Origin of the sequence: Rhodococcus ruber, from assembly GCF_027270735.1 — a bacterium.
Lineage (GTDB): Bacteria > Actinomycetota > Actinomycetes > Mycobacteriales > Mycobacteriaceae > Rhodococcoides > Rhodococcoides rubrum_A.
The window spans coordinates 296,288-311,810 of record NZ_JAPWIJ010000004.1 but is presented as its reverse complement, the minus strand read 5'-3'; the positions used below and the strand labels follow the sequence as shown (position 1 = coordinate 311,810).

The 15,523-nt window shown below is 63.5% G+C and carries 16 protein-coding genes and 2 tRNA genes; 7 read left to right on the top strand and 11 right to left on the bottom strand.

What is annotated here, in order from left to right; translation table 11 throughout:
* Positions 1 to 26: 26 nt before the first annotated feature.
* Positions 27 to 830, bottom strand: coding sequence for a serine hydrolase domain-containing protein (locus O4220_RS11435; RefSeq protein WP_269604201.1), 804 nt, complete (start codon positions 828 to 830; stop codon positions 27 to 29).
* 82 nt (positions 831 to 912) lie between these two features.
* Here O4220_RS11435 and O4220_RS11430 point away from each other — a divergent pair, with 82 nt between their 5' ends.
* The 3 genes from O4220_RS11430 (at position 913) to O4220_RS11420 (ending at position 3,962) form a co-directional block, all read left to right on the top strand.
* Positions 913 to 3,048: a molybdopterin-dependent oxidoreductase gene (locus O4220_RS11430; protein WP_269604198.1), complete on the top strand. Its 2,136-nt coding sequence runs from the start codon at positions 913 to 915 to the stop codon at positions 3,046 to 3,048.
* 69 nt (positions 3,049 to 3,117) lie between these two features.
* Positions 3,118 to 3,194, top strand: a tRNA-Ile gene (locus O4220_RS11425).
* Positions 3,195 to 3,341: 147 nt separating this feature from the next.
* A complete protein-coding gene (locus O4220_RS11420; protein ID WP_269604196.1) occupies positions 3,342 to 3,962 on the top strand; it encodes a YdeI/OmpD-associated family protein in 621 nt (206 codons plus the stop codon).
* 19 nt (positions 3,963 to 3,981) lie between these two features.
* Here the strand turns inward: O4220_RS11420 and O4220_RS11415 are convergent, their stop codons facing one another.
* From O4220_RS11415 to O4220_RS11400, 4 genes are all read right to left on the bottom strand, one after another.
* Complete coding sequence (locus O4220_RS11415) at positions 3,982 to 4,566, bottom strand: hypothetical protein (protein ID WP_269604194.1); 585 nt, start codon at positions 4,564 to 4,566, stop codon at positions 3,982 to 3,984.
* Positions 4,563 to 4,913, bottom strand: coding sequence for a hypothetical protein (locus O4220_RS11410; protein WP_269604192.1), 351 nt, complete (start codon positions 4,911 to 4,913; stop codon positions 4,563 to 4,565). The genes O4220_RS11415 and O4220_RS11410 overlap by 4 nt, the downstream gene beginning before the upstream one ends.
* On the bottom strand, positions 4,910 to 6,700 hold the full coding sequence (locus O4220_RS11405) for a TIGR03767 family metallophosphoesterase (RefSeq protein ID WP_269604190.1): 1,791 nt from the start codon (positions 6,698 to 6,700) through the stop codon (positions 4,910 to 4,912). The genes O4220_RS11410 and O4220_RS11405 overlap by 4 nt, the downstream gene beginning before the upstream one ends.
* Before the next feature lie 104 nt (positions 6,701 to 6,804).
* Positions 6,805 to 7,272 (bottom strand): universal stress protein, encoded by a 468-nt coding sequence (locus O4220_RS11400; protein ID WP_269604188.1) that lies wholly within the window; start codon positions 7,270 to 7,272, stop codon positions 6,805 to 6,807.
* 113 nt (positions 7,273 to 7,385) lie between these two features.
* Here O4220_RS11400 and O4220_RS11395 point away from each other — a divergent pair, with 113 nt between their 5' ends.
* On the top strand, positions 7,386 to 8,108 hold the full coding sequence (locus O4220_RS11395; RefSeq protein WP_269604186.1) for a GAF and ANTAR domain-containing protein: 723 nt from the start codon (positions 7,386 to 7,388) through the stop codon (positions 8,106 to 8,108).
* Positions 8,109 to 8,118: 10 nt separating this feature from the next.
* Here the strand turns inward: O4220_RS11395 and O4220_RS11390 are convergent, their stop codons facing one another.
* From O4220_RS11390 to O4220_RS11380, 3 genes are all read right to left on the bottom strand, one after another.
* Complete coding sequence (locus O4220_RS11390) at positions 8,119 to 9,585, bottom strand: MFS transporter (protein WP_269604184.1); 1,467 nt, start codon at positions 9,583 to 9,585, stop codon at positions 8,119 to 8,121.
* Positions 9,586 to 9,640: 55 nt separating this feature from the next.
* Entirely contained in the window at positions 9,641 to 9,820 is a 180-nt protein-coding gene (locus tag O4220_RS11385) for a hypothetical protein (RefSeq protein ID WP_269604182.1), read from the bottom strand.
* A gap of 76 nt (positions 9,821 to 9,896) precedes the next feature.
* On the bottom strand, positions 9,897 to 10,364 hold the full coding sequence (locus O4220_RS11380) for an NUDIX domain-containing protein (RefSeq protein ID WP_269604180.1): 468 nt from the start codon (positions 10,362 to 10,364) through the stop codon (positions 9,897 to 9,899).
* Positions 10,365 to 10,463: 99 nt separating this feature from the next.
* On the opposite strand from O4220_RS11380, the gene O4220_RS11375 reads away from it, so the two are divergent.
* Positions 10,464 to 11,297, top strand: coding sequence for an oxidoreductase (locus O4220_RS11375; RefSeq protein WP_269604178.1), 834 nt, complete (start codon positions 10,464 to 10,466; stop codon positions 11,295 to 11,297).
* Between the two features lie 57 nt (positions 11,298 to 11,354).
* Complete coding sequence (locus O4220_RS11370; protein ID WP_269604175.1) at positions 11,355 to 11,996, top strand: ScbR family autoregulator-binding transcription factor; 642 nt, start codon at positions 11,355 to 11,357, stop codon at positions 11,994 to 11,996.
* Here O4220_RS11370 and O4220_RS11365 read toward each other — a convergent pair.
* Positions 11,974 to 12,888, bottom strand: a complete 915-nt coding sequence (locus tag O4220_RS11365) for an AfsA-related hotdog domain-containing protein (RefSeq protein WP_269604173.1) — start codon at positions 12,886 to 12,888, stop codon at positions 11,974 to 11,976. The genes O4220_RS11370 and O4220_RS11365 overlap by 23 nt on opposite strands.
* Before the next feature lie 225 nt (positions 12,889 to 13,113).
* A tRNA-Asn gene (locus tag O4220_RS11360) sits at positions 13,114 to 13,186 on the bottom strand.
* A 149-nt stretch (positions 13,187 to 13,335) separates the two neighbouring features.
* Here O4220_RS11360 and O4220_RS11355 point away from each other — a divergent pair.
* A complete protein-coding gene (locus O4220_RS11355; protein WP_032379567.1) occupies positions 13,336 to 13,581 on the top strand; it encodes a hypothetical protein in 246 nt (81 codons plus the stop codon).
* On the opposite strand, the gene dnaG is transcribed toward O4220_RS11355, so the two are convergent.
* The gene (dnaG, locus tag O4220_RS11350; RefSeq protein ID WP_269604170.1) at positions 13,578 to 15,494 is read right to left on the bottom strand and encodes a DNA primase; all 1,917 of its coding nucleotides are present in this window, start codon (positions 15,492 to 15,494) and stop codon (positions 13,578 to 13,580) included. The two genes, O4220_RS11355 and dnaG, sit on opposite strands and share 4 nt — an antisense overlap.
* Positions 15,495 to 15,523: the final 29 nt, after the last annotated feature.

The following is a 15,523-nucleotide window of genomic DNA, read 5'->3' as shown; positions in this document are numbered from 1 at the left end:
CAGTGCAATCTGTGAACAGACGAGTTTCACCCTGCCAGCACCGCGTCGGACAGTTCCGGCCACAGCGGCTTGGCCCAGTCTCCGAACGCCCGATCGGTCAACACCACGCATGCAGTCCGTACCGCCGGATCCACCCACAGAAACGTTCCGGCTTGCCCGAAGTGACCGAACGTGGACGACGCGTTGTTGCTCCCGGTCCAGTGCGGAGACTTGTCGCCGCGCAGCTCGAACCCGAGCCCCCAGTCGCAGGGCTTGTGTGATCCGTAGCCGGGCACAATTCCGTTCAGACCGGGAAACTGCACCTCGGTCGCCGAGGCCAGTGTCTGCGACGCCAGGAGCGTCGGCGCGAGCAACTCGGTCGTGAACCTCGTCAGATCGGCGAGTGTGGAGCGGCCGCCGTGACCGGCCGATCCCGGCAGCGACGTGTTCGTCATCTGCAGCGGCCTGCACACGGCCTCGTCCAGGTAGTCGGGGAAAGTAATGCCTGCCTCGGTTTCGATCAGTTCGGCCAGCACCTCGAACCCGGCGCTCGAATAGATCCGCTTGGTGCCGGCCGGTGCCTGGACTGTGCGGTCGCCGAACGCCAACCCCGAGGCGTGTGCCAGCAGGTGACGCACCGTCGAACCTTGCGGCCCTGCGGGCTGATCGAGTTCCACTGCGCCTTCCTCGACGGCAACGAGGACCGCGTATGCACTCAGCAGCTTGGTCACCGAGGCGAGTTCGTAGACGCGATCGGTGTCGCCTACTTCCTCCCGAACACCGGATTCGGTGACGACCACGGCACTGACATGATCGACGGGCCACGAGGCTGTGAGATCGAGAGTAGGCACACCCCAGAGCCTAATTGTCGGCCGATGACGGTGCCCCGGTCCCCCGCCGGGCTACTCTCGGTCCACAGGAATGGGAGATGCGATGTCGGTTGTGTATGGATCGTGCAATTTGTGCGAGGCGATCTGCGGGCTCGAGTTCACCGTGGAGAACGACGCAGTGGTGTCGATCCGGGGTGACGAGAAGGATCCACTCTCACGCGGCCACATCTGCCCCAAGGCACTGTCGTTGATCGATCTTCATGCCGATACCGATCGACTCACCACACCGGTCAAGCGGGTGGGCGACAAGTGGGAGAAGATCGGGTGGAGTGAGGCATACGACCTCGTAATCGAGGGTCTTGTCTCGACGCGCAAGAAGTACGGGCGCAACGCGGTCGGCGTCTATCAGGGAAACCCCAACGTCCATTCGATGGGCGCGATGACGCACGGAATTCCGTTCACCTCGCTGCTGCGGACGCGCAATCGCTATTCCGCCACCTCGCTCGATCAGCTCCCACATCAGCTCGTCGACCATCTGCTGTACGGCCATCAGCTGCTGCTGCCGATCCCCGACATCGATCGAACCGATTTCTTTCTCGTCCTCGGCGGTAATCCGATGGCGTCCAACGGCAGCATGATGACGGTGCCCGATTTCGCCAAGAGGGCGCGGGCACTGCGCAAACGCGGAGGCCGCCTGGTCGTGGTCGATCCGCGCAAGACCGAGACCGCCGACATCGCCGATACACACTTCTTCGTTCGGCCCGGCAGCGATGCACTGCTGCTGCTCGCGATGATTCACACCATCGTCGCGGACGGCGCGGTGAACGTGGCCGATTACGTCGACGGGGCCGATCGACTCGCTGATCTCGTCGCTGAGTTCACCCCGGAGGCCGTCGCCCCCGTGGTCGGAATCTCGGCGGACGAGATCTCGACTCTCGCTCGTGATTTCGCCTCAGCGAAATCTGCCGTGGCCTACGGCCGCATGGGGGTGTCGACCCAACAGTTCGGCACCGTGTGTCAGTGGGCCATTCAGGTGCTCAACATCATCACGGGCAATCTCGACCGCCCGGGTGGCGCGATGGTGACCGATCCCGCGATCGACCTGATCTCGCAGGGCATCGTCGGCCGCGGCCACTTCGACAAGTGGCGCAGCCGCGTTCGGGATCTTCCCGAGTTCGCAGGCGAATACCCCTGTTCGACGCTTGTCGACGAGATCACCACCGAGGGAAAAGACCAGATCCGCGCGATGGCGGTGCTGTCCGGAAATCCGGTGTTGTCGATGCCCGGCGGCACCACCCTGAACGACGCGTTCGCGGCCCTGGATTTCATGGTGTCGTTCGACTTCTACATCAACGAGACCTCGCGTCACGCACACGTGATTCTGCCGCCGACGATGTCGCTCGAACGCGACCACTACGACCTGATCTTCAATTCCTTCGCGGTACACAACACCGCGAAATACATGCCCGCGGTTCTGCCCAAGCAGGCTGACGCCAAGCATGATTGGGAGATCTTCCGGGACCTCTCGCTCCGCTACAAGAACCGCATGGCGGGTTCGACCGTCGATCGGCTGAAAGCACGAGTGAGCCCGAAGAGCATCATCGGCGAGGCCCGCCTTCGCCTGTCCCCTGCTCGCACTCTGGACATCCTGCTCCGTAGCCGACGAAAAGGGTTGTCGCTGCGCAAGCTTCGGGCCAATCCGCACGGCATCGATCTCGGTCCTCTACGTCCCGGCTTTCCGCAGAAGTTGAAAACGCGGGACAAGCGTGTCCAGTTGATTCAGGACGTGGTGGTCACCGAACTTCCCGCGTTGGTGGATCTGATGCATTCCAGCGCAGTGCCGAGTGGTGACGAATTGTTGATGATCGGACGGCGCCACCTGCGCAGCAACAACTCGTGGATGCACAACACCGCCCGGCTCACCAAAGGCAAAGCGCGACATCAGCTTCTGGCGCATCCGGACGATCTTGCGCACCGCGGTATCGAGGATGGGTCGATGGTGTCGGTCACCTCCGCTGCCGGAACCGTCGATATCGAGGTGGCTGCATCGGAGAAGATGATGCCGGGCGTGGTGAGCATGCCGCACGGCTTCGGCCACCAGCGCCCCGGTGTCCAATTGTCGGTCGCCACGACGGTGCAAGGACCGAGTGTCAACGACATCACCGACCCGGGCCGAGTCGACGCCGTCTCGGCCAATGCGATCCTCAACGGTGTCCCGGTGCAGGTCCGAGCCAAATAGCTCCCCCGATGCACCGTCGAGGCGACGCGATTCTGTACGATTCTGCAGGCTCGTACCTAGTACGGGCATGGGGCGGTAGCTCAGTCGGTTAGAGCCGTGGACTCATAATCCATTGGTCGCGGGTTCGAGCCCCGCCCGCCCCACCACGGTGTCGACAGCCGAACCCTGATGTTCGTGCCGAACCATCGATATCTCGGCGCCATTGCGGACGTCCGACGTCCTCGATTGTGGGCACACTGAACACATGCGAAATCGCAGTGTGCAACACCACGACGAGTAGATGGAGCGCGCAAGTGACTGCTGATAGATCGTCGTCGTCTGCATCCGACCACCCGGCGACGTGGAAGTTCGACTACCCGATCGTTCACGTCGAGACTCGCGCGCAGTGGCGTACCTGGCTGGATCGCAATCACGCTTCGATCCGCGGTGTGTGGCTGTGTTCGTGGCGCAACACCACCGACCGACCGCGCTGCCCGTACCCCGACGCCGTCGAGGAAGCCATCTGCTTCGGTTGGATCGATTCCACCGGCAGCAATTTCGACGAGGAGCGCAGCCTGCAGCTGTTCACGCCGCGCAGGCCCAAGAGCCCGTGGACCCGCCTCAACCGTAAACGCGCAGCCGATATGGAGGACAGCGGCCTCATGACCGAAGCAGGTCGCCGGGCCATCGCTGCCGCAAAATCCAACGGCTGGTGGACTATTGCCGATCAGGTCGAAGACCTCCAGGAACCACTCGAGCTGACAACGGCGCTGAACAGAGACCCGACCGCTCGGAGCACCTGGGACGGTTTTCCGCCCAGTGCCCGCAAGCAGATGCTGTGGTGGATTGTCAGCGCCGTGCGAGACGACACTCGCGCTGGTCGAATCACTCAGGTCGTCGCCGAGGCCGCGGCCGGTCGACGAGCTCGCGGCTGAAGCGTCCGAGTGCCGGCGGTCAGAGCAGTGCTGCCCTTCGGTACAGCCTCGACCAGTACACCAGCAGCGCAGCGGCAGTGGCTCCGAACAACAACCACGTCACGAACGCCGCCACCACACCGGTGACGAAGAAGCCCAGGACCAGTGCCACGACCCAGGCGACCACATAGGCCAGAACCGTGACGACAGCCGCGACTGCGCAACGCCCCGGGGACCGTTGGACTGCATGCCACGCAGCGACGAACGGATTTCGATGACCGTCGACCGCAGCCGGAAGTATCAGCAACGCAACCAGAATCACGATAGCCGGGAGTAGCGGGAAAACAATCGCGAGTGCAACGGCAACCCCGGTCAGCACCACGCACCACACCAGGACGCGCGGCCGTCGCCAGGCCCGACTCAGCGCACCGGATGCATTGCCGTCCACCACATCGAGTGCCGTCGACGCGGTGATCCACAGTGCAAGTACCACCGCGGCAACAGAAGCCAGAACCAATGCCGCGAAACCGAGAGACGATGTCGGGACCGGATCACCCAGCACCGTCAGCGCCTGAATCAGTGCCGACACGACCACCACGGCAGCCAGAACCGCACTCCCCCTCACGGCGCACCGACCGTCGAATTGCGATCGAGCACGTCCTGCACGGAGCCCGAGTAGAGAACCTTCGTACCGACCTTGATTTCGACGGTGCTCGCGTCGTCCGAGGTAGCCGAACCGGTAATCGCCTCGTTACCGGTTGTCTCCCCGGCACATTCGATATCGGCACCGGTACCGGAACACACAGGCGCGACCAGTATCTCGATACCCTGCTCGAGCAGGACGTCGTTGACTGCGTAGCGCAGATTGCCGAGCTCGGCCCCGCCTACCGGCGCAAGCGCTGCGGTCTGTGAGCACCCAGCGCACGCCACCACCGCAGACATGAGCAAGATCTTCCTGCGAACACTGTTCATCGGCCCTGCCTCGTCTCGTAGGCGATCAGTCTCGCGTGCTCGTCGAGGTGCTGTTGCTCGAGCGCCGCATCGGTGATGGTGCTCAGATCGAACGGGGCCGGCAGAAGCAGTTCGGTGTTGCGATCCAGTCGCGAACCTCGTCGCATCAGCGGATTCTCGGCCCAGTCGTTGGCCGCCAGTTCACGGCTGCGCGACGCGAGATCCAGGTAGCTGCCACTGCTTCCGGGCGTGATCGGCGACGCATGATCGAGCACAGTAGTGAACAACGAGAGAGTCCCGTCCCGGTTGTCGACGATCTCGACCACCTGCTGCTGTTGAGGGAAGTCGATGCACGACGCGGTGGTGATCTCCCATAATCCGCGACCTTCACTCGAATGCGCCAGGATCTGGTTCTGGTGAGTGTGGCCGTTGAGCCAGCCGATCACCACCGGGTATTTCAACAGCAGATCGACGAATTCGTCTGCGCCGTAGAGCTTCACCGATTGCCCTGGCCGCTGCGCCCGGTTCTCCAGAGTCAGGCTGTTGTGGTGGGTGTAGATCAGCACGAGCTTGTTCTCGGCCTGCGCCCGTTCCAATTGCTCTGCCAACCAGTCGAATTGCTGTTCCGGGACCGCGCCGTCGGGCCCGGCGACCGCGTTGCAGGTGTCGAGTCCGAACGTGCGGATGTTCGGGGTGGGGTCAGCCGTCCACCAGGTCTCGCCCGAGTCGAGGTTGTGTTGGGTGAAGCCGTGGCCGATCGGACCCGGCGTTGGAGTGGTCTCGAAGTGCTCCTCCATGAACTCGCGTTGCTCGAACAGGTAGCGCGCCGGATCGGCCGACACCGCGCGAAAGCCCGGTCGCGCACCGGATCCGACGCCGAGCGCATCGATCATTCGCTGCAACGGACTGGCAGTCGACGCATAGCCGGCGAGTGCCGAGGTGGCCGTCGCCTCCAGGGTGTACGCCTTGCGACCACCGACGGCGAGGGCGTGCAGTTGCGAGGACAGATCGAACGTGCCGAGCAAGAGAGTGTCGTGATTTCCGTAGACCGAGTACCACGGCACGGGTAGCCCCACCGACTCGACGGTTCCCGTCATTGCCTGGGTGAGAAGCTCGGGAAGCGTCGGGAATCCGTAATCACCGAACGACCCTCCCGACGGATCCCCCGGCCGGTAGGCCCACTGCGCCTCCGGCCACGCCTGAACACCCTCGAATACGTCCGCCGCGCCGCTCGTCGGCCTCACCGGGACCCCGTCGAGAACATCGATGTACCAGCGCAGTTCGAGATGGGAATGCATGTCGGCGCTGTCTCCGGTGACCACCGCAGCTCCCATCGGTGCGCCGGTGACCGGGCTGATCCGAGCGTCGGCGAAAGCCTTCACCATCGCGGCGGTGACGTGCACGGTGAGCGGATCCTGCGGGTGGAAGGCCGAACCCCACGCAGCATGATCGGAGACGATCATGGGCTCGATCCGGCCGGGCGATTGCGCATCGATGACGTGCAGGTCCGACAGGTGCCCGAGGTAGAGCAACGACCGCCGCGACTGCATGCGAGCCGGACTCGGCGCTCGTCCGAGAACGTCCAATCGCGGCACGTACGGCTCGCCGGGACCGGCACCGAGGACGCGGTACTGCCCAGGCCCGGTCGAGGAGCGCAGAATCGTCTGCGCCAGAGTTCCGGTCGCGGCCGCGTCCGCAGGTTGGGCGCGGGCGACCAAAGCCTGACCGAGCACCTGGGGTGCTATTCCCCACACCGCCGCGAGAGTCCCCACGCGAGCCACGAATTGTCTACGCGAAAGCCCGGTCATGGAACTCCTCGGATCCGAGATCTGCACCACGTGCGCCTCGCATCCGACGAGGTGACTGCCTATTTTTACAGTGCGGACCGGGGATCGGCTCGATTTCGCCTCGTTCAGGGCACCACGGTCACCGGCCAGCGGCCTGCTTTGACCAACCGCACCGCAACCGAGCCGGCAATTCGATGTCCTGCGTTCTCGGACGCCCCTACGACAACGGCGTCGGTACGCAGTTGTTCCGCAACGGCGATCAGCCCGTTGTACGGATCACCCTGTGCGGTGCGGAACTCCCACCGCACGTGCTCCCGATCCCCGAATCGGGCCGCCGACGTTCTGATGTACTCGAGCAACTCGTCGGCGATCTGCTGACCGGTTTCGACCAGCGATATACCGGCCTGGCCCCACGAGGCCGTCGCAATGGGTTGCACGTACACCAGCACGAGCAGCGATCGTTGTCTGCGGGCGAGTCCTGCGGCGTAGGCAGCGGCACGCCAGGACGAATCCGACCCATCTATTCCCACCACGATCGATTTCGGTCCGTCGTGGCCGTACTCGAACCCCGTGGACTCCTGCGCATCGCTCACGACCTGAGGCTACTGCCGGTACCCGCCCGTTCGAACACCCCATGCCGTGGCGGTACGGTTGCTTCACATCGAATATCGGTTGCTCGAACGATCACACAGGACGGGAGTTGTAAGTGAACGACGTCTCGCAGCACGACAGCCCGTCGACCGATCCGGCCACGGTGTTCGCCGCTCTGGCCGACATCGTGTACCGAGGCAGCAGCGCCGAGGAGATCTACACTGCGATCTGCAACGCTGCCGTACTGATCGTTCCGCATTGCGATCACGCCAGCCTGATGTTGATGCGCCACGGAAAGCCCGTCACCGTCGCAGCCTCGGACGACATCGCCCGCGTTGTCGACGACATCGAGCGCGCTACCGGCGAAGGCCCCTGTCTGGACGCGATCACCAGCGAGGCAGCCCAGCTCGAAGCCGACTTTCGCACCCCCACCCAGTGGCCTGCGATGGCTCGCGGTGTGTTGAACCGCACGCCGGTGCGAGGTGCCATGGGATTTCGGCTCAAGGTGGACGATCAGAAGGTGGGCGCGCTCAACCTGTTCACCGACCAGCCGGGTGTCTTCGACACCGACAGCGCGAGCAAGGCGATCATTCTGACTGCGTTCACAGCGGTCACCGTTGCCGCGGTCATGAACGGACAGGAAGCGTCGACGCTCCGTGACGGGCTCGAAAGCAACAGGGAGATCGGCAAAGCCATCGGTTTGATCATGGCTCTGCACGACGTGTCGGGCGACGAGGCGTTCGCCCTACTGCGTAAGTCTTCCCAGGACTTGAACGTCAAGATTGCCGACCTCGCAGCGTCTGTCGTCGATCGGCACAGCAAAGGCTTGAACAGCTGAGCAAGTGTGCTCAGCGCGCGCCCTGAACCTTCTTGGGGAGTGCGAAGACCAGCGCCAGCGCCACCACACTGAACGCCGCACTGACCGCCATTGCCATGGCCGCCCCGTGCAGAAAACCCGATCCGACGGTGTCGGGCCCGGTGATGTCCAAACTCCCGAACAGCACGCTGCCGATCACGGCAATACCGATCGCGGAGCCGACACGCTGCATCGTGGAGATGACTCCGCTTGCTGCGCCTGCGTCGTCGCGATCGACAGTCGCCACTATGAACTGTGCGTTGGGTGCGATGAACGCACCGTTGCCGAGACCCGCGATGAACAGCGGAACCAACAGCGTCCAGTGCGAGATGGTGTCGGCCGAGCTGGTCGCCAGGATGATCCACAGCCAGATCAACCCGATCGATACGAGTGACGCTCCGAGTATCAGAACGGTGCGACCGAGACGGACGGTCAACTTGTTGCTCTGTGACGATGCGATGATGCTGCCGATCGCGAACGGTATCGACACCAGTCCCGACGACAGAGCCGTATTGCCGAGTCCGGTCTGCCACAGCAGCGAGATGGTGAAGAAGATGCTGGTGAAGGCCGCGAAGTAGACGAGGGCGAGAATCACACCTCCGGTGAACGCCGGACGGGTGAACAGCCGCGGTGGCACCAGCGGACTGCGTCCACGGCCGGTGTGGATCACCTCCCACCATCCGAACGCTGCGATCAACCCCAGACCCGCAGCGATCGTCAGGTAGGTCCACAGCGGCCAGCCCAGTTCTTGGCCCTCGATCAACGGAACGAGCAGGGCTATCAGTCCTGCGGAGATGAGAACCAGTCCGAGCCAGTCGATTCCGGGGCGGGACGTGGGAGCGGAATCTTCCTTGCCCGGTAGCAACACAGCCGCAGCGACCAGACCGACGATTCCGATGGGCAGATTGACCCAGAAGACCAATCGCCAGCCGTTCTCGTCGCCGAACGCCTGAATGATCAGGCCTCCGACGATGGGTCCCAGCGCAGTCGACACTCCGATGACGGCACCCATGATGGCAAAAGCCTTGCCTCGCACAGGCCCCGGAAACAGCAGCTGTATGAATGCCGTGACCGCGGGTACGAACATGCCGCCGGCCAGACCTTGTACCACCCTGGCAACCACCAACTGCAGGTCGTCCTGAGCGAGACCACACGCGAAGCTCGCGACGGTGAACAGCGCGAGGCCGGTGAAGAACACCCACTTGTGACCGACGCGGTCGCCTACCTTGCCCGCAGGAATCAGAGCCAGGCCGAAGGCCAGTGCGTACCCCGAGATGATCCACGACAGAACCGATTCCGACGCGTCCAACGTGGTGCTGATAGTCGGCAGAGCCACATTCACGATGGTGGTGTCGAGCAGTGCCATGAACATGCCCAGCAACAGAACCACCAGCGCCTGCCAGGCGCGCCTGGGCACCTCGATCGCCGGTGGAGTTGCGGAGACACTGCGGTCGGTCACTGTGCTGCCCTTCGTAGTAGTAGCTGAGCAGTATCGGCCAACCGACCGATGGAGGCTAGCCGATCATGGCGGTGGCCGCGAATAACCACGACAGCCCCGCGGTCAACACAACGAACGCCGACGCGACGACGCGTCCGCCCCACCGTGTCTCCAGGAGCGAGGCGTCCACCACAGCCGTTTCCACCGGAGACGTTTCCATCATGGTCTGTGCGCTGGACGCATCCGTCGGCATCATGATCCACTTCCCCACCCTGCATCTGCGAATCTCGTCATTTTACGGCCGCTGGATACCCCGGGCCCGCATGCCGAAACTATCGCGCTGAGACAACCGCCTCCACAGCATCGAGAAACGGGTGCTGCGCCGCCAGCAGCTTCTCCCTCGCCTGTGCGAGCCCGAACCATTCGACGCGGTCTACCTCGGGAAACGAGGCCATTACGCCGGATTTTGGTGGCCACTCGATCTCGAATGTGTTGCTCACCGCATTCGAGACGTCCAGATCGGCTTCGACGCCGAAGGCGGTGACGATCTTTCCACCGCGCTGTGTGACGGTGCCGAGCTCCACGTGTTCTCCGGCGGGCACGTCCATCCCGACTTCCTCCCGGAACTCTCTGCGGGCCGCAGTCCACATGTCCTCGCCTTCGATCGGTAGCCCTTTGACGATCGACCACGCTCCGTCGTCCTTACGCGCCCAGAACGGTCCGCCGGGGTGTGCGATCAGGACCTCCGGACCGTCGGCACCGACGCGATACAACAGGATTCCTGCACTCGTATTGACCATGGCAAACAGGGTGCCATCAATTCGCTTGCTCACCATCGTCTCCCGTTACTACCGTTATCGCGGCTCACGATCGATACCACCCCCGGAAGGCATACCGAGATGGACACGACGTTATCGAGCAGGGTCTGGTTGATCACCGGAGCCAGCTCGGGTTTCGGCCGCGAATTCGTTCGTGCCGCGCTCGACGCAGGCGACCGGGTGGTCGCGACGGCCCGCGACGTTGCCGACCTCGAGGGACCGGAAGGCGACCGGTTGCTCCACGCTCGACTCGACGTGACCGACCAGGAATCGGTCGATTCTGCCGTCGCCCGCGCTCTCGGACGGTTCGGACGTATCGATGTCCTGGTCAACAATGCGGGTTACGGTCTGCTCGGCGCATTCGAGGAGATCGACGACCGGCAATTCCGCGACAACGTCGACGTCAACTTCTTCGGCCCGCTCGCTGTCACTCGGGCGGTACTGCCCTCGATGCGGGCGCGACGACGCGGCCACATCGTGCAGATGTCCTCGGTCATCGGCGTGGTACCCGGTCCCGGCGGAACCGCTTATGCCGGGAGCAAATTTGCACTGGAAGGATTTTCGGAAGCGCTTGCCGACGAGGTGCGTCATCTCGGTATCGGCGTGACCATCGTCGAACCCGGCCCGTTCCGAACCGACGCAAGCGGCCGATCGATGCAGTGGGGAACGCCGCTGGACGATTACGCCGGGCTGATCGGACCGGCCCGAACCGCATTCGAGGCCACCCACGGCAAGCAGGCCGGCGACCCGCGCCGCGGCGCCGATGCCGTCCTGGCTGCAATTTCCTCGGACGCTCCCCCACTGCGCCTGCCGCTGGGGGCGACGTCGTTCGAGTGGATCGAGACCTACCTTCAGGATCGACTCGATCGGGTGCGCGAGGTTCGCCCCATGGGTTCCGACACCGACTACCGGTGAATCGCCGGTAACTCCACACGCTGTGCCGTGAACCCGCGTAACAGCTATTGTCGACCGATGCAAGAGCGTGCAGCATCCACCAGGCAGGCCGTACTCGAGGGAGCCGCTGCCAGTTTCGACAAGTTCGGTTACGGCACAGCAAGTTTGAGCACCATCATCGCCCATGCCGGGGTCAGCAAGGGCGCGATGTACTTCCATTTCTCTTCCAAGGAGGAGCTCGCACAGGCGGTGATCGACGCGCAGCTCGCCCTGGCGACGGCCGCCACCGTCACCATCATCGAACACACACCGAAGGCGTTCGATGCGTTGATCCTCATCACCAAGGAACTGGCGCGTCAGCTGCAGACGGAATCGATCGCGCGTGGCGGTATGCGGCTGACATTGGAATCGACAACGGCGCAGAATCCGAACGCTCGATCGTTCGACGATTGGATCGAGATGATCGCCACACTGACCGGCCGCGCTCAGAACGAAGGCGACGTGACCGACGATGTGGATGTCGTGGCGCTCGCCAGGCTGATCGTCGCGTCGTTCACCGGAGTGCAGACCGTCTCGGAGATGCTCACCGGCCGCGCCGACCTACAGCTGCGCATGACCGAGATGTGGCACTTACTACTGCCCTCGGTGGTACCGCGCCGACGGCTCCCCCGGCTCCGGTCTGTGGTCGACGGGCCGCTTATCGACTGGAACGTTCACTAGGTACCAGCCACGGTTCCGATGTCGCCGTGACGGAGATGGCCGACAGCACGGAACCGTCGTGCTCGAACTGGATGCGGTGAACGCCGTCCGTTGGGTCGGTGTCGACGATGACCGAGCACGGATTCGCCCACTCGGCGAACCCCATGAAGCGCACCTCGCACGAAGTGAAGTCCAGCATCGGCGTTCCGGTCGCCAGACGCAATGCCTGACGGGCGGCTTCGAGCATGGTCACGCCGGGAAGATATTCGACGGAATGGTCGAACATCGCCAGGTTACGAGGATCGGGTGCGACGACGATCGTCCCGTCCGAGGTGTGCCGTGCCAGCACGACGTCGGATGGATCGAGCCGTCCTACGGCGGGGGCCTCGACCACTTCGGTGCCGGCCGGCAGATACCGGAAGTGGGGGTCGGCCATCGAGGAGGTGCGAAATTGCGAGTAGACCTCGGGGCCGAGCGATCGTACCGACGCCGTTCCGAACGCAACGAGTCGGTTGCCGTTCAACAGCTTGGCCGACAACTTCATGTTGTCCATCGAAACGTCGTCGAACGTCACGTCTGTCGTGATCGACTCGGCGACGAGCGAATCGTCGATCTCGTCGACCGACAGCGGATCGAGAATCTCGAAGCGAGAGTGCTCGATGAAGACGACATGGTCGAGTGGCACTCCGTGATTGACGTGGCAGAACAGGCTGATCGCTTGGCGCAGAGCCTCGGCCACCATCAGCGAGTCGTGGGTTCGACGAACCGGAGCGAACATCCGATGGGAAGTCGGAAGCTGAACAGCCGCGCGATGGGTTCCGTCCACCGTTTCGTAATCGGTCAACAGCACGTCGGCCGGCGAACGCCGATGCACGAGGTGACGAGGAACGGTTGCTGCGTAACTCAAACTCATGAAGCCCCTTAAAACCGACCGATCCGGTTTTTTATAGCACTGTTGAGCCTCCCGGACCGCTCGTTCAGTATGTCGCGGCCGACCGACAAAACCGGCATCCGTCGGAGGGATTCATTCAATCGATATACAGCCAACAGCGTCACGATCTGATAACTGACCGGGACCGGTGGTACCACCGACCATGACGACAAAAATCCCCGCCCGGAGAACCGGACGGGGATTGCGCTCCCCCACCTGGACTCGAACCAGGAACCCTTCGATTAACAGTCGAATGCTCTGCCAATTGAGCTATGGGGGATTACCTCGCGGCTTCACACTCTCGTGCGAGCCGTTGGAAACAATAGCGCACACACCCTGGTGAGTACCAAATCGCCCTGCTCGAGCTTCATCGAAGCTTCGTCGGGCAAGATGGAGGTACAGCCGCACGCTCTACGGAAGGACCCACTGATGATTCGTTTGGTACTGGCGGCTGGAGCTGCATATGTGCTCGGTGCCAAGGCCGGCCGGGGCCGGTACGAGCAGATTCGCAAGACGGCAAGCGCTGTTGCGTCGTCTCCGGCTACCAAGAAGGCCATCGAAGTCGGCCGTCAGAAGCTCTCCGATTCCCTCAACACCCAGCCGCGGCTGGAGCCGATGCAGCCGATCGACGACGAGACCCAGGTCTACGTTCCGCGCGATCAGCTGCGTCGCTAACCGACCTCGGCGACACTTCCGACGGCGAGCTCGAGCAGACTCCGGCGGTACTGCTCGAGGGCGATGAGATCGCCGAACAGCGCGTTGTAGTCGTCGGGTTTCTCCACCGGCGACATGCGCTGCAGCTTCGACTTGAGTTCGGCCACCTGTTGGCCGACCCACACTTCCTGCAACCTCGCAAGTACGCCCGAGATGTAGCGCGTCAGTGCGTCGTCGGCCACACGCATCGGGTCGACAGCCAGCTCGGTCACCAACGACACCACTACCGCGTCCTTGGCCTGCTTGGCCACGGCATCGACCCATTCCCCTCCGCCCAGTCCTGCGGCGGTGCCTCCAGCAGCAGCCACCGCGTCGCGCACGGCCGAGTACGCCGGGTGATGGAAGCTCTCCGGCGGGAGTGAATCGAACACCGTGCCTGCCATGGCAGGCATCTGCAGTACCGCCTTGAGAGCCTCCCGCTGCGGCCACAGAGACGGATCGGTGGGGTTCGGACGCGGCGGCCCGGCCGGGGCCTCGGTCGGCGTCGCCTGACGCTTCTCGAACGGCACACGCTTGCCGCTGGTGTCGCCCCGAGCCCCCTTCTTCGCTTCGTCGCGCACGCGTGCGAGGACCATGGCGGTGTCGTCCCACCCGGTCCACCCGGCCAATTGCCGTGCGTACTCGTCCCGAAGCGACGCGTCTTTGATGCGGGCAACCACGGGCACGGTTCGCTTCAACGCCTCGACGCGCCCCTCGGGCGTGTCCAGATCATGTTCTCGCAGTAGTGATTTGACTACGAAGGCAAACATCGGGGTACGCCGGGCGACCAGATCGCGAACCGCGTTGTCGCCGGACTTCAAACGCAGGTCGCACGGGTCCATTCCGTCGGGCGCGACGGCGACGAAGGTCTGTCCGGCAATCTTCTGATCACCCTCGAATGCCTTCATGGCGGCGGCCTGCCCGGCATCGTCTCCGTCGAAGGTGTAGATCACTTCGCCGCGAAAGTAGCTGTCGTCCATCATCAAACGGCGCAGCATGGCCAGGTGGTCCTCGCCGAATGCGGTACCGCAGGACGCCACCGCCGTCTTGACCCCGGCCAGATGCATGGCCATGACGTCGGTGTAGCCCTCGACGATGACGGCCTGATGCGATTTCGCGATTTCCTTGCGCGCCAGGTCGAGACCGAACAACACCTGAGACTTCTTGTACAGCATGGTTTCCGGGGTGTTGATGTACTTACCCGGCATCGTGTCGTCGTCGAACAGCTTGCGGGCGCCGAAACCGATGACGTCGCCGCTCTGACTGCGAATGGGCCACACCAGTCGACGCCGGAAACGGTCGATGGGTGTGCCGCGCTTGCCGGGTGTCGCCAGGCCCGCGTCGACTATCTCCTTGGCCTCGAACCCCTTGCCCAGCAGGTGTTTGGTGAGGGTGTCCCAGCCGTCGGGTGCGTATCCGCAGCCGTAGGCCAGTGCGGCATGGCCGTCGAAGTTGCGTTCGGTGAGATAGTCACGTGCGGTCTGGGCGTCGGGGCCGCTGAGCCTGCCTGCGTAGAACTCCTGCGCTGCGGCGTTCGCGGCGATCAGGCGTGCACGGGTGCCACGGTCACGTTGAACCGACGGTCCGCCACCCTCGTAGGAGATCGAGTAGTTCAGGCGATCGGCGAGTTGCTCGACGGCCTCCACGAAGGAGATGTGCTCAATCTTCTGGAGGAAGGAATAGGCGTCACCTCCCTCGCCGCAACCGAAGCAGTGATAGTGACCGTGGTTGGGCCGAACATGGAAGGAGGGGGACTTCTCGTCGTGGAAGGGGCACAGACCCTTCATGGAGTCGCCGCCCGCGCGCTTGAGGGAGACGTAGTCGCCGACTATGTCTTCGATCCGTGTGCGTTCGCGAATGGCGGCAATGTCGCGTTCAGGGATTCGGCCGGCCACGAACGGCAGTCTAGTAGCGAATCATCGAC